The sequence below is a fragment of the Nocardia pseudovaccinii NBRC 100343 genome (genome assembly GCF_001613225.1).
In the GTDB taxonomy this organism is placed as follows: Bacteria; Actinomycetota; Actinomycetes; order Mycobacteriales; family Mycobacteriaceae; genus Nocardia; species Nocardia pseudovaccinii.
Genome location: NZ_BDBY01000030.1, coordinates 1 through 15463, shown reverse-complemented (window position 1 = coordinate 15463; position 15463 = coordinate 1). Strand labels below are relative to the sequence as shown.

The window sequence follows — 15463 nt, the reverse complement described above, 5'->3', positions numbered from 1 at the left end:
TATGGTCGCCGAGTTCGACCGCGTCGGCGCTTTTCTTCGAATCCAGCAGGTGTGAGGCCATGGCAAGACTGCTCACCACCGCATTGTCGACCGGTGTCGGCGTCGGCATGTTCAGCACCGTGGTGCCGGTATCGATCTGGCCAGGGGAAGCGAAACTCACCGCGCCACTGTTCTGTTCGGACCCCTATCGCGAACCTGTGGTGGTATCCGACACCTTCCACGACTCCGAGGGCACGTCGGTCGACTACACCCTCTACTGCGTGACCGACCGCGGCGCGGTCACCGACGAGGGATTCGTCCTCCCCTTCCTTGTCTTGATGGCGGTGCACATCGCGATCATCACCACTGTGGCATTCCTTGCCGGACTGTGGATCCGTCGCCGCACCCCGCCTCCGGCCGATCCGCAGGCCACGGCATTCGAACCACTCGTCTACGGACCACACGAGCCCGAACCCATCTGAATACTGTGTCGTGCTCCGAGTTCGCGTATGCCGACATTCGACGGTGACCCCAAGCCGTTGGAGCAGTAGCAGGGCGGTCTGGATATCTGCGCGAGTACAGCGAATTCGCTGGGATACAGTGTCCTAATGCCCGAAGAAGCGCATCCCACACCAGTGGTGCGTGTCGGAGCGGCCGCGGGGTCCGATGGTGCTGGCGTAACCGTCGGGGGAACCGATGCCGACCTGCTCTCGCTCGCATCACAGCTGTGTTTTGCCCTGTACTCCACATCTCGATCGATGACCGCGGCATACCGGCCGTTTCTCGAGGGGATGGGTGTTACCTATCCGCAGTATCTGGCCCTGCTGGTGTTGTGGGGGCGGCCTGCGATGACCATGAAGGAACTCGGCGAACAACTGCAGCTGGACTACGGCACGGTCTCACCGCTCATCCAGCGACTCCAGGCACATGGTCTGGTCGAGAGCATCCGGAGCACCAACGATCGCCGTGCCGTCGAACTGCGCGCGACCGAAGCCGGCCGCGCCCTGCAACCGCGGGCCCGGCAGATGATCGAGGCGGTCATGGCGGAGGTCGGCTATCCGATCGAGCATCTCATCCGGCTGCGTGACCAGGTCAACGCGCTCGGCGCCCGCCTCGACGCCGCCGTTGCCGAACGTTCTGGCCGGTAGACGCCGTCCGCCGCAGCCGGGACAGATCGTGTGGCTCGGGCGTCGAGCACACGGTGCGACGCCAGACGTATGGGCTTGCCATGGCTGGTAAATACCGGCATTGCGCCGGGACGCGAAGTGCGAAATCTTAACCCTGAAACAATTCAGATCCTGATGACGAACCGATCCAGGCGATTTGTGGGAACTGCTCGCGGTCGAGGTCGCGCATCGGCGCCTCTCACGGCTTCGGCGCGGTTGCCGTTCCCGGAACTCGGAGAGTGCCGTGACGCAGGCGGGGGATGGGGGTGTTGCCGGATTGGCCGATCGGATCGCGGATGGGCTGCGTGAGACGGCTCCGCCCGGGTGGCAGCGGCTGGAGGCGTGGTTCGCGATGACCGTGGTCGCCGAATCAGCGCTGCTGGTGGTCGACGACGGTATCCGGTCTTTTCGATGTCCGGTATCGGATGCGGTGTGGGTTGCGGTGCGTCGGCATCGGCAGGTATCGGCAGGGGGCGAGGGCGGGCCGTGGTGGCGGTTGCTGGTGCGCATCGATGCGGACAGTGTCGAGGCCACTGCCGATCACGGTGCGGCGCCGTTCCCCGGCGAGCAATTGTTTGCACCGGAGGCATACCTCGCCGACTTGGAACGCTATCCGCGGGACCGGCTGCCGGTGTGGCTGGCGGCCTACCTCGGGCGCGGAGAACAGCGGACACGTACGCCGCGCGCGGCGGCCACCGCGATGCGGGCGGACCAGCGTGCGGGTTTGCGGGCGGTGGCCCTGGATAACGAACTGCCGGAACTGGCCGTCTTGTGGGCCCGGTGGGCGGTGCTGGCGGCAGCCTTCGTGGCGGTCGGCTCGAGGCAGGGGCCGCGGATCGGTCCGTCGGTGGGCATCTTCGAAGGCGCGGGACGCAGCGGTTCGACGCTGACGCTACTGCCCGGTGACCGAGCCGTGCTGTCGGGGGGCGTGTGGGATGCGCCGGTACTGGACGCCGCGTACAACGCGGGTGCGGCGATGCCGGAATTGTTTGCGGGAGCGCCGGATTGGGTGGCCGACCCAGTGCTCAATCCGCGGGCGGCAACCGGTTTGCTGTCGTTTTGTTACTGGTGGGCGTCTGGTCAGTGGTACCGGGGTGAGTCCGTGCCGATCCGGGAGTGTGCGTCCGCGCTGCCCGCTGTGTGGACGGTCGGCACCGCGGCGGGTGTCGTGGGCAGTCTGCTCGGCGACCGGTCGGGTGGTACGCCGGACGCGGCCGAGTTGTTGGTGTCGGCCGCGCAGGCCGGTGCGGTGACTCGCGAGGCGATCGTGCAGGTCTTCGGCGACGGCGCCGACATCGATGGTGCGATGTTCCAGTTCGTGCTTGCGGATCTGGACGCGAACCACGCCGAAGGAATCGGCGAGACGGATGCGCTCGACCTCGTCCGGGATCACATCCGACGACAGGGTTATGACACGACGGGATACCCGTTGTCGACGTTGCGGGCCGATCGCATCAGCGTGGGCTGGTTGGTGCGTTCGCCGGTGCCGGACGGCGAAATGGCGTTGGACCGTGCGGTTTTCTATGTCGCCGACGATGGTGTGGTGGAGCGCTCGACCACGTCGGTGCCGCTGTCGGTCTTCGTTACCGGTTTCGAGCGACGGTTCCGGCTGCGCGGTAACGGCCGAGCCTGACCGGAGGGGGCGCGACGTGAATGGTGAAGTCCGGTTGGATCCGGACAACCTGCGAAATCAGGGAGCGCGGCTGGCTGAACTCGGTGACCGCGTAGGGCAAACCTATGCGGGACTGCGCGAATCCCTGGCGCGCACCGACGGCAGTTGGGGCGATGACGATCTGGGTGTCGCCTTCGCCAGGGAGTTCAAGCCGCACGCCGACAAATTGCTGGCCAATCTGCGGGCAATGGAGGAAAGCCTGCACAGCACGGCCGCCGGAATCGTGGACGCCGCAGGGCAATTCGAACTGCAGGACAGGTACGGGGCCAGCCTGGTCGGCACTACTGCCGACGACCCGGATCCGATCGGCGAACCGGCGTCCTCGGCGGGCGGTAGCGCGGGCACGCCCTCGCCCGCGGGCGCACAGCCACCCGTGACGTCCGATCCCGCGGCGACCTTTCCGGCAGCGGTCGCCCCGGCGTATCCCACGAACGCGGAAAATCCCACGGACCGGGCCAACCCGACCGGACGATCCATCCCCGGCGGGTCGCGGACACCGGATGCGCATGCGGGAAGCTCCACGCCGGAGGGCGGTCCGCAGCGGGATCCTTCGGATCGGGCAGCCGGCCGAGAGGCGGCCGGTGGAGTAGGCGGACCGGGCAGCGGCAACTCCGGCAAGCCTGCCGGAGACCCAGGTCGCCGGTCGCCTGCCTCTGCGGTGTTCCCCCCGGCCGCCATTCGCGATTCACCCCGTGCCTCAGCCGGGCGGCAAGCGAGGGTCAGCCCACCAGGCGGTGCGGGACGGCGAGACACCCCGTGGTCCGGGCAGCCGCCGAGAACGGCCGGACCACCCGCCGGTGCCCAGCCGAGACCTCCTAGCCCTCGGTACGGTTCCCCGCCGCGATCGAACAAGCCCACCGATGAACCGCAGCGGGGGCGTGATCGGCGCGGCTCCGGCGGGCGACCGGTTTCCGATCCCGTGGTCGGGTGGCTGGCGCGGACATTGGCCGAACACCACGACGTGCGGGTGGCCGGATTCGATACCCCCGGTTTGCAGCTGCCGGTCGTGCGGGAATTCGTGGCCGCGGTAGACCGGGTGCTCACCGACTACCCGATGATCGACCTCGATGTCGTCGCGGTGGCGGAGCTCGATGCCGAATCGGAACCGGTGCGGTGGAGTCTCGAACCACGCGATATCCAGGGCACGGGCGCCGGTCGGTCGATCACCCTCGACCAGCGGACCGCGCAGGAGCCGAGGCGAGCGACCGGAACGGCGGAGTCCGCCGCCGAATCGGGGGAGCTGGAAATCTACGCGGCGACGCTGCGCGAATTCGGCCGGGCGCTCGACTTCGCCGGTGGTGGTCGCGCACGCAGGCAGGCCCAGCGCGTCCTGATCGCGGAGTACCTGCGTTTGGAGGCAGGACCGAACAGCACCCTCGCCGAGGTGGTAAGCGGCTATCGGCGCTGGCGTACCGAATTGGCCGGGGACGCAGGCGGGTTCGACGTGAGCCGGGCTCTCGGCGCCGCGTTCGCCGATGTCGTGGTGCGCGGTGACGAGGCGAGCGTCCAGGCGCGAGTGCTGCATGCGGTGCTGGTCGACGCGACGTCGCGGCGGAGCTAGGCGGCGCAGGTGGACGGTTCTTGGACGCTCAATCCGGTCGTGGAGCTGCGTAAATTGTTCGAGGGTTTGCCCACCGTGGCGCGGCGCCCGATCGAACTGGTGGTCTTCGGGGGAGACCTGCCGCGCGCCGACGTGTCCGGGATGCGGTGGATGGCCGCGGAGCTGCGGGCCAAGGCCGCCGCCATGAACGCTCACGCGGAGGACGCGGAAAAGCTATTGGCGCAAGAGGATTCACTCGGCGCGCTGGGTGACCGAGTGCGCGAGATATTGCATCAGCATCACGAGGGCGCGGCCAGGCTGCGGGAGGAAGCGCTGACCTTGGCCGATCAAGCGCACGCGGCCGCCAACGATGCGGAGAAGACGCTGTGCGTGATGTTCGCGTTCGGCGTCGAGCTGGCCGCGCGCATCATCAGGACACTGTCAGCGGCCGCTGCGGCCGGTCCGGCCGGAGAGGTTGCGGCGGCTCCCGTGGTGGAGTCGATGCTGGTCGAGGGCCGAGGCAAAGTCGCGCTGATGCGCGCGGGCCTGGAGCAGGCCTACAAGGTGGGCGCAGCGAAGACGGCGACCCGGCTGTCGGCGTTGGGGCCGCTCCGGTTGGCTCTCACGGTCGGCAAGGCGGCCGCGGTGCCCATGGGGGTGGATCTCGGGGCACAGCTGATGCAAGTCGGATCCGGCGATCGGAACCTGACCGTCAAGGGCCCGAACGGGGAGAACCCGACCGGCATCGATCTGACGTCGATCGAAGCCGCAGGAGTGTCGGCCGCCGGGGGTGCGTTGGGCGGCATGGCCGCGGGCATCTTCGCGCCGAAGGTCGTTCCCCGGCTGGGGATCAGCCGCTCGGCGCTCGGGCTGATGCAGGGGGGCGCGGGCGCGATGTCCGGTCTGGGTGCGGCGGCATTGATCACGGGCTGGCCGGAAAACTCCGAAGACGTCCTGGCGTCGCTGCTCAACGGCGGATTCGGCGGAGTCGTCGATGTCCACGGTGGCACCCACCCGGATCTCGGTTCCCCGATGCGAGAAGTGGTCGACGGCAGCGGGGGCTATGCCCCGCCGGATTCTTCTACGGTAAGTCTCAGCAAGGATGCCGTGATGCGGCTGGCGGGGGCTCCCCCGGGTACGGAATCGCTGACGCCTGCTCTGGTGGACAGCAACGGCGGCACCACCCCGCTGCCCGCGGACCGGCCCGGCCACGTTACGGGCGTCGAAGCATCGCAGCCGGTAGGGAACCTGGTTCTGTCGGGTCCGCCTGGAGCGATGGGCGAAGGACAGCACGGGCGGGATCAGTCGGGGGACCTGGCGCGGCGCCTCACTGATTCGGGATCGGGTGAGCGGGCTCCGGCCCCGTACGAACACCCGAACAGTCAGGCGGGGGCAGACGGGCGATCGGGGGACCCCAATTCGCCTGCGCGGCAAGGCGACCAGGCATCTGGAGACCGTCCTGGCGATCGGGTGCCCGCAGACCTCACCGCCGGTGGCGGTGCACAGGCCGGTGGGGGTGCGCAGGCCGGTGGGGGTGCACAGGCCGGTGGGGGTGCGCAGGGCGGTAGTGGCGCTGCGCACGCCGGTGGTGATGCGCGAGATAGCGCTGGTGCGCATGGCGGTGGTGCGCGGGCTGGCGGCGATGCGCGAACCGGGGACGGCGGGCAGGCCGGGGGTGGCGGCGGTGCGCAAGCTGACAATGGGCTGGCCGATGGCGGCGCACCCGGTGCAGGTGGCGGTGGCAATGCGCAGGCCGGTGGTGTGCTCGGTGCTGGGGGTGGTGCGCAGGCTGGCAGTGGTGTGGTTTCCGGTGCGGTCCTGCCGGGCGTGGGCAGCGACCAACCCGGGTCGGAACCGCAGCAGTCGGCAGATCGTAGTGAGGGCGACGCGCATGCGGTGGGCGTTGGCCGGGTCACCCGGGGACATCCGGTCGTCGACGTCGCGGCCGGGCAGGAGCCCACCGCAGCGCGGTCGGGGGCGGGGTCGGCCAGGGTCGAACCACCGGCGGTGGTGGGCGATGCGTCCGGCCGCCACGGTGCGGGTGTCGAGCGTCCGGCCCGGGTGACGGCACCTGAGCAGGCGGACGTGCGACCGGCGCACGAGCCGCCGTCTGGGGCGCATTCCGGGGATGCGGTACCGGCTGACGCCAGCCCGTCCGTGCACGACGGAACCGACCGTCCGGCGCAGGAGCTGGCGCAGCAGCTGTTGGGCTTGCCGTCGACGGATCCGGTGTCGAAGAAGGACCTCACGGCCGAGCAGCAGGCGCAGTTCAAGGCCGCGGCGAAGAAGGCGCTTGCGCTGTACCGGCTGCGGCACGAGGAGTTGGCGGGCGAGTCGTGGGATCAGCGCAGGCACGCGATGGAGCACGGGGAACGGGTGGAGTCGGTGCTGCGGTTCATCGACGCGATGCGTGAGGGGACGGGAAAGACGCCACGGTGGAATCAGATCAAGGCATTCCTGCTCGGTGAGCACGGGTTTATGCGTCAGATGGGCACCGGGCAGGGCAAGTCCATGGTCGGTGCGCTGGATACGTTGTGGCAGCTGTCGCGCGGGGAGCCGGTGGTGCTGGCGAGTGGGGAATCGGTGCGAGTTCATCATGTGATCACCACAACCGAGGTTCTGGCCAACGAGGGGGTCCGGGAATTCGCGCCGATGCTGCGCAGTCTCGGGTACGAGGTCGCGCGCTGGGATCCGCACAATCCGCCGGGCGAGCCGGAACACCCGACCGTCTACTACATGACCTACGACGAGCGCGCGACCGCCGAGTTGTTCGACCGGCCGCCGCCGGGTAAGACTGCCACGATCGATGAGGCGGACGCGGTGCTGGTGCACAACCAGACGGTGCACTACCAGTCCGACGGGCAGCGTGAGCTCGCGTCGGCCACCGAGGCCGCCGGGGTGTACCGGGTGCGGGACTTCTTGAAAGCCGTGTTGCGCAGCAGAATCACGGCCGCGAAAGATCTGCCGGTGCGTCTCGAGCAGGCACTCCATGATGGTCCGTTGACGGCCGATCAGGTCGAGGCGGTACGGACGCTGACAGCGCCGGAGATCGGAGCGGCACGGACGCTGACGTCCCGATTGCTGCGCGAGCAACCCGAACAGTGCCTCGACACGGTGACCAGGTTGTGGGAACGGTATGCCGGGCGGAAGTTCACCGCCGAGGAAACCGAGATGGCCCGTGCGTTCCTGGATGTGAAAGCGGGCCGGTTGAAACTGAACCGGGATTTCCAGATCTTCGGAGAGCAGTCCGACAAGAAGGTCCAGATCCTCGACGAGTACGGGAAACCGCGGAGTGACCCGAAGATCGGCACCGAGAGCCGCTGGTTCGGCGGCCGCCACAAAATGGTGGAGGCGATGTTCGGCGCCCCGGTGTATTCCGACGGGACGGGGTCGAAACAGGTCACCGTGGAGGACGTGCTCGCCGGATACGAACGCCTGCATCTGATGTCGGGCACGTTGGAGCGGACCGCGGCGGAGATCAAGGAGAATTTCCCGGTCGAGGGCGGTTTGGCGAAGGTGGAGGACTTCGGCCGGTCGAAATTGGTGGGGGAGCAGGATCGGATATATCTCACCGAGCCGGAGAAATTGCGGGACGCGGTGGGCCGGGTGCGGCAGTTGCAGGCCGAGGGACGGCCGGTGCTGGTGATCTGTCCGTTCAACGATCTGGCTCGGAAATTCTCGCTGATGTTGACCAAGGCGGGCGTGGAGCACAATGCGATCGACGCCCGGTGGTTCGCCGAGCACAGGGACAACAATGCCGCCGAGGAACACCTGTTGTCGGTCAAGGACACCGCGGGTGGCCGGGGTGCGGTGACGGTCGGCACGGGAATGCTGGGCCGGGGGTTCGACGTGTCGATCAGCGACGAGGTCGATCAGCTGGGCGGGGTGCACGCGCACATGCTGGGGCGTTCTGCCGCAAATCCGGACGAGGACCATCAGTGGGCGGCACGCGCGGGCCGCAATGGCCGCAACGGCAGCTTCTGCTTCAACGTCGCCGCATCCGACCGTCTCTACAGTGCGGCGCAGCATCACGGTGCGCAGGTCGCGGTCACCCACTATCGGACCGCCGTGGCCAAGCACGCCGAGGCCACCGCCGAATACACCGAAGCCGCCCGTCAGGCGGGCGATACGGAGGCGGCGCAACCGAGGGAGGCGGTGCGGAAAGCGCAGACGAAGCTCGACGCCGCTGCCGCCGATGTCGCCGCTGCCGAGCGGGAGATGCGCAGCCTGACCTCGCCACTGCAGAACGACGCCGCCGACCGTGCGTACCTGGAACGCGCGATGCGGCGCGCCAACCCAGCCCACGCGCCGCCGACCGCAGGAGATCCCGCTGCCACCTCGGCGCAGACCTCCATCGGTGCGGGACTTCTCGACACGGGGCTGGGCACCATCCATGCGGGTGTCGGCCAGGCCGGGGCAGCCACTGACCACGCCGGGGCAGATATCGATCGTGCCGCGATGGAGGCCGTGCGCGCCGAGCCTGACGCCGTCCAATCGCACCTGCGGGGGGACCGGTTCGTCCGGCTGGCGGGGTGGCTGGGGATTCCCGTATCGGCCCAGGCGGCCGCGGCCATGTTCGATACCGGCGATGACGACGACCCGCTGAGCCGACTACTGGAACGAGCAGGCGTCTCCTCCGCTGCCGTGGAAGCGCTGAATCAGCACCTCGACCACGCCCCGCCTGCGGCGGTGATGCGGGCGGACGCTCTCACCGACGAGCAAGCGCTGAATCAATTGACGCCGCAGCGGAACCGGCTCGCCGCCGAACTCGGCTGGGAACCCACCCAGGTCGCCGGTGCGGAGGGCGTGCGCCAGGTCGGCGCCGCGGTCGACACAGCCCGCAAAGAGCTGGCGGAGCTGCTGGACGTTCCGGCCACCGAGGTGAACGCCGCCACCGCCCGCGACGGTCTCGCCGACGCGGTCGCCCGCCTGCTCGCCCCCGCCGAGACTGCCGACGACCCGGCCACCGAACTTCTCGTTTTCGCCGCCTCCACCTACCTGGCCGTCACCGCCCTGCTCGATCTCACCGTCGCCATCCACCAGCGCAGCCCGAAGAGCTGCGTCAACAACGGCGTGACGATGATGCGGGTGCTGTACCCCGATAACGAGCACGCCTACCACATGCCGGACGACATGCCACTGCGAGGCCACGACGCCGACGACACGGAGCGGGCCTTCGGCGGTGCCTTCCAGACATTCAGGTCGCTGGACGCGGCCGCCGAATCGCTGAATGACTGGCCCGGGGGTAGCCAGGCGCTGGTCTACAAGTGGATGAACAAGGGGGAGGTCGAAAGCCACCTGGTGCTCGTGGTCAACGACAGTGACCGGGCAGATGCCCCGAACCTGGTCGTCCTGGACATCGCGGCCGCCGCCGGAGAGGCTCCGATCACCCACGCCGATCTGGCCGAATCCCGCGCGCTGCTGAACAAAGCTGTCCCGTTCCGGCAGTGGCAGCGCGAACAGCAGCCCTTCATCGACCAACTCGACGCGGCGGACCGGAACATCTTCGCAATCGAATTCGACAGTACGGGCGAACCTCTCGTCCGCTTGTCCACCACGCAGCGTCCGGTCGTTTCCGCCCAGGGGCCCGGTTTGTCCCCGCCATCGCTGTGGTCGAGCCGTGCACCTCCACTTCGACGGGGCCAGTTCGCACTGGCAGGCCATCGCACACCGGGTGACGGTGGGCCTCCGGACAGCATCCGTGCGGCCCCTCCCACCCCCGAAGTTCAGCCTGGATCCCAGGCCGTGTTCGGGTCGGGTCAACACGTCGTTCCCGCCGACAGCAGATCTCCATCGGACCCGGGCGGTCACTCCGGCGAGGACGTCGCTGGGCTTGTCGGAGAGCGCTTTCCCGGCGTCCTGTCGTCGGCCGGGCCGTTCGATGCCGGCGGCCGCGGGGAGGTGCTGGCCGAGCACGGCGTGGTGGTGGGACGTGCGGCGGCGGCGCAGGTACTGGGTTCGACTCACCGAACGGACGAACCGAGCGTGCGTGAACGGGCCGCCTCACCGCCGAGACGCATCGGCAGCAGGCCACCGTCGGATGGGCACGCAGCCGTCGGCGCGCGTCCCTGGAGCGATCGCATTGCCGCAGGGTGGAATCCGGCCGATACCGACGGGGCGGGATCGCAAGCGCGGGGCGGCATTCCCGAATTCGGCTGGTTGACGTCCGTATTAGGGCCACTCGCAATGCATTTCGATTCGACGCGGGGCAGAACCGTCCTCGGCGACCGTTCCGAACACGGGCTCTTGACCGACATTTTGCCCCTGTGGCATCGGCTGGGCGGGCTCGCTACCGAGTTCGAGAACCGGGGCTGCGGAAAATGGTACGAGCGCACGATGCTGCAGCTGACCGATCGGATCATGTCCACGCCGGCCGCACGGTACCGGAATCTGTACGAGGCCGAACCGGGTGACGTCGACGACGGGTATTTCCCCGTCGGCGCCAAGGGCGAGGTCGACCTGGCCGGAAAGCTGCGCAGCGTCTTCAAGACCGCGGCGGGCACGCCGTCCGGTCGGGCGATGTTCGATGATGTGTGGAACGAACTCGGCGATATCGTGCACGGGATCGAAGGCCACTGGGCTCGGGAGCGCTTCCGGCTCACCGACAATCTCGATACGTTCAACGCGGGCATCCGAAATGGACTGTCACCGGAGGATGCGGCGCGCGCCACGTTCACCGGAAAGATGGCGCGCCGGAGAGGGTTTACCGAGGTTGTCATCGATGTTCTCGACGGCGAACCCGGCGACTATGACAGGGTCGAGGCGACGTTTGTCCGGCCGAGCCGACTGCGGGAAGTGCGTTGCCACACCCTGGGGCACCAGGCGGGGGTCCGATTTCCGGAGCTGTTGAACCCGGTGGGGTGGTCCTCCGAACTCGCCCGCCTGCGCGACCACGCCGCCCAAGAACTCCGGTCGAGACGTCGTATGGCGGCGCGCGATGCGAGGGGTGCCGAGGTCTCCGCCGCCTGGTCGAGTTCGCTGGCGGCGATCGAGGCGAGAATCGCGACGATCGAGCAGTTGGCCGAGGAGGCCGCGCGGTGGTGGGCGGAAGAGGGCACGCGGGACCACGCCGCCGTCGCGACGGTCGCCGCGGAGGTGACGCGGCGTAGCCCCGGTGCCGTGCTGGTGACGCCGAACACCATCCTGCTGCCGGGGCGCACCGTGGCGGTGATAGCGGAGGAAGGCCGCCACGAGGACGCCCTGACAGACATGCTGCTGCGCAACCTCGGGCTGCGCGCCGCGCTCCGCGCCGGGGGCTATGACGTTGTGCAGCTGAAACCAGCGGCTCCGCAAGGCAACTGGGACAGTATCGATGGCACATCGGAGTCATACGACGGACCGTTTATCGGCGCCCGGCCATACACAAACGTCCCGGGCGGCTTGATCGGCAGCAGACCGGACGAGACGGATGCGCGGACATCATGGTCGCGGGGGGCGCCCGACGGACCACGTATCGGCAGCCGACCGGGCGAGATGACGCCATGGTCGCGCGAGGTGATCGACGGACTATCGCTCACCCCCATCGAAACCGAAGTTTTCGCTCAGGCCCGGAATGGCATGACGCACAACGAGATCGCGACGATGCTCGATCTTCCCGAGCGTGATGTGCGGGCGAACCTGGCCAGTGTCCGCCGTAAGCTCGGAAATCAGCGGGCACGGCTGGTGAGGGCGGGCCGTCCTGCCGACCCGTCCACGACATCCGAATCCGACCGTTTCCGAGCGGCCATGTACGCCGCCTTGATAGGCGCCGATCAGCCGAATCCGCGACAACTGATTGCCGAGGCGAGCCCGGAGCAGCTGGACCGCACGATGCAAGGGTTCGGTTCGGATCATGGCGAAGCGCTACGCCCGGTCCGAGCGGGCGCGCGCAGTCAGGTGATGCGTAATATGGCGCTCCTGGCCGCTCGTCGATCAGTGAATGCGCTTGCGGCCGAGCACAACCGATCGCAGGCGGTGTTGGCCACCGCGCTGGCCGAGGCGAGTGCGACCGACCTGCGGACGGCACTCGACGAACTCACCGACGCCGAGAGCCAACTTCTGATCAACCGATTCGGACTGGCGACATCACCTGCCACCTTCGAGCCCGAGGACTCCGTGCGCGGCGTACGCGCGGTCGATATCGTCCGACAGGTAGCGACCCGGATCGCGACCCTCGCGGGAATGTCCACCGACGACGAAAACGGTTCGGACCGAAGCGAATCCCGGCGCGGGCAACATCTCGCGGCGAACGAACTTCTTACCGCGGTGCAGCACAGGAATTCCGAGGCTGTCCAGACGTATACGACGAACGAATGTCTGGACGCGGTCGTGGAATGGATGGACCGGCAGGATCAGACGCAGGCGGATGTGGCTCTGGCATACAGCTGGCGGTCGTTGCCTGTGGATCACGGTTTCGATGAGGAACAGCAGCGGTTGGCCGAGGAGGCGCTTCGTGTGGGCGGCTTCGGTGTCGCGGACATGCTGCGAGGTTCAGGAGATCGCCTGCTCGCGGACGTGGCGCAACGCCGTGCGAGCGAGAACGGCGAATGGTGGAACTCGCTGAGCGATCCCGCTGAACCGGGTGGTTTGAGTGCTTCGCAACGGGCGCTGATCGGGGTGTATCCACACCAGATCGGTAACGCCGACGGCCTGCCCGCTACGATCCGCGACCACGCCAACCGGCTGTCGGTCAGCCGCGATCTTGGTGAGTTCCTAGCCCGCAAGCCAGCAGAGCAGAGGCTGCTCAACTGGTTGCGCAGCGAGCTCACCGATGCCGAGAGGAAGCAGTTCGGCAACCTGATCCGTACCCGAAATCACCTGCAACAGCTGGACCGACAGGCCGTGGAGGTGCCGGGCAGTCCGCCGGTGCATCTGCTGTCCTATGACGCCACCGCCTTCGACGGCAAAGGCAAGGCCGTCGCCGCGCTCGGCAATGTGGACACCGCGCGCACGGTGAATTGGCATGTGCCCGGGACGAATACGACGTCTTCGTCGCTGGCCTACCAGTTCAAGCCGCTGCGTAACCTGTATGAGGAGACGCTGCGGGTCGATCCGTCGCTCGAGCTGGCCTCGATCATCTGGATCGGATACGACGCGCCGGCCGGTCCGGTGAACACCGGTTATGCGAAGGCTGCCTTCCGGCGCCGTGCACGGGTCGGGGGGGACCGGTTGCTGTGTGACATCGCGGCATTCCATGCCACCAGAACTCTCGCCGGGACCGCCGCTCCCGACGGGCTTGTCAACCGACTCTACGGGCACAGCTATGGTTCGGTCACCACCTGCTATGCGGGCCGTAATGGCAGGCTCGCCGGTCTGGTGGGCTCGATCACCTTGTCGGGCTCGCCGGGGGCGGGGCCGGTTCGCCACGCCGTGGAGTTCGGTATCGGGGCGGGCAATGTCTATGTCGCCGCGTCGTGGCGCGATGTGGTGACTATGTTCGGTGCGGACGAGCCCGGCGCGCGGAGCCGTTTCCACCGGAGGTTGGGGCTGGGCATGGATCCTGCCTCCGAGGCATTCGGTGGCACTCGAATCCCCGCCGAGTTCCCCGATTCGCCGGACTTCGCCGGCGTGGAGGCCGCTCATCAGGGTTATCTGCACCGCGATCCGGCGACCGGGCTGCCCACCGAGGCGTTGGCCAACGTCGCGCAGATCACCGCCGGACTCGGCGCCACCCTCGCTTGGGTGGGTCGCCGTCGAGCCGGCCGCGGGGCGGTCGCGCGACCCACCGACCCCGAACGTGGGCGATACGCCAACGGCAACAGCGATTCCGTGCCGGACGGGGGCAGCCCGACAGGCAGCGACCATATCGGCGGCAGACCCGACGAGCCGGCCGCCGATCAGGACCGACCGCCGTTCACGCCGTGGCACGCATTGGGAACGGAACCGGACCAGCTGTCGAGGCCTCGCACCTCACCGGCGACTCCGAGCGACGATTCAGAGCGCGGCGAGGGCGACCTGAGCCCGGGCGGATACATCGGCAGCAGGCCATTGGAGTGGCTGCCGTCGGCGCAGGTGCCGCGTACGGTCGTGTCGTTGATCCGTGGGTTGTCCCGGGAGGGCATGACGGAAGTGTTGGCGGATCCAGCGCGGGCGCGGGCGCTTATCGGCGAGATCGGGCAGCGGTTCGCAGAGACGGATCTGCCGTTGAAGGTCGGTGGCGAAACCAGGCTGCTGACCGAGTTGTTCCCACCGGATCAGCTTGCCTATCTGCGGTATTCGCTGGAGCGGTCGATCGCATCGGGATGCCTGCAGTACAAGCTGACCGAAACGGCGCTGCAGCAGATGATGAGTCATCCGGAGCGGGTGAGCGCGGCGCTGCGGTCGAGCTATTCCGAAGTCGAACCTAGTTACTTCGCGTCCTGGCTGGACGACGACTACGTAATGCACGGCCAGGATGGATACCGTCGCGACAGCGGCCGACACGCGTTCATGCAAGCTGCGGTCGAGCATCTGACGGCGGTGTGGGACCTCGTGGACGGGCCCGTATGGCAGGAACTCGCGAATATCAAGGACGAACGCTCCCGCGACCGCGCACCGATCCTGGATGCGATCCCGCCGCACCTGCGAGCCGAGCTCGACCTGCCCGCCTACTCCGTCGACGAATTCCCTGTACCGGGAAACAAGACGGTGCTCAGCGCCGCAACCAACATGGGCAGCATCCAGATCGTGCTGCGCGGATTTCTCGACAGCCTCGCCGAGCACGCGGACGTCATCGCGGGCTGGTCGTGGGCGAGCATCCAACACGGTGTCCTGGAATTCGCCAGCCGCCTGAGCGTGATGGCCGGTGTCACCTTCACCACGCTGGGTGACTTCACCGAACCCCGCAATCCGCCACGCTTCGCTATCGAATTCGACACCGCGAACCAGAAGATCACGTCGATCGCGATCACCGGAGAATCGAAACAAGCACGTGCCCGCGACCGCGGCGGAGTATGCCCGGGTTTCGTCACCTTCGCGCCGGTCGGAGCGTCCCAGGCAGCCACCGCACAACTCCGGCAGTCATTGGAGGGATTCGGCATCGAACCCCATCGCCAGGGTTCGGGCTCCAACATCGCCGTGATGATCGGCGGTCTCCTCCTTCCACTACTCGGACGCGATTTTCCGCGACTTCGACTCACCGATCCTGCG

The 15463-nt window shown here is 68.0% G+C and carries 5 protein-coding genes; all 5 read left to right on the top strand.

The window, feature by feature from the left end:
* On the top strand, positions 1–461 hold a 461-nt coding region (locus NP3_RS03585), incomplete at its 5' end, for a hypothetical protein (RefSeq protein WP_218024799.1).
* Positions 462–587: 126 nt separating this feature from the next.
* Positions 588–1127, top strand: a complete 540-nt coding sequence (locus NP3_RS03580; protein WP_063037723.1) for a MarR family winged helix-turn-helix transcriptional regulator — start codon at positions 588–590, stop codon at positions 1125–1127.
* Positions 1128–1389: 262 nt separating this feature from the next.
* The gene (locus NP3_RS03575; RefSeq protein ID WP_245720792.1) at positions 1390–2778 is read left to right on the top strand and encodes a hypothetical protein; all 1389 of its coding nucleotides are present in this window, start codon (positions 1390–1392) and stop codon (positions 2776–2778) included.
* A 16-nt stretch (positions 2779–2794) separates the two neighbouring features.
* Positions 2795–4378 carry a hypothetical protein gene (locus NP3_RS03570; RefSeq protein WP_063037721.1) on the top strand — a complete coding sequence of 528 codons (1584 nt, stop codon included), beginning with the start codon at positions 2795–2797 and terminating at the stop codon, positions 4376–4378.
* A gap of 9 nt (positions 4379–4387) precedes the next feature.
* Positions 4388–15463, top strand: an 11076-nt coding sequence (locus NP3_RS03565) for an alpha/beta hydrolase (RefSeq protein WP_245720791.1), incomplete at its 3' end; no start/stop codon positions are given.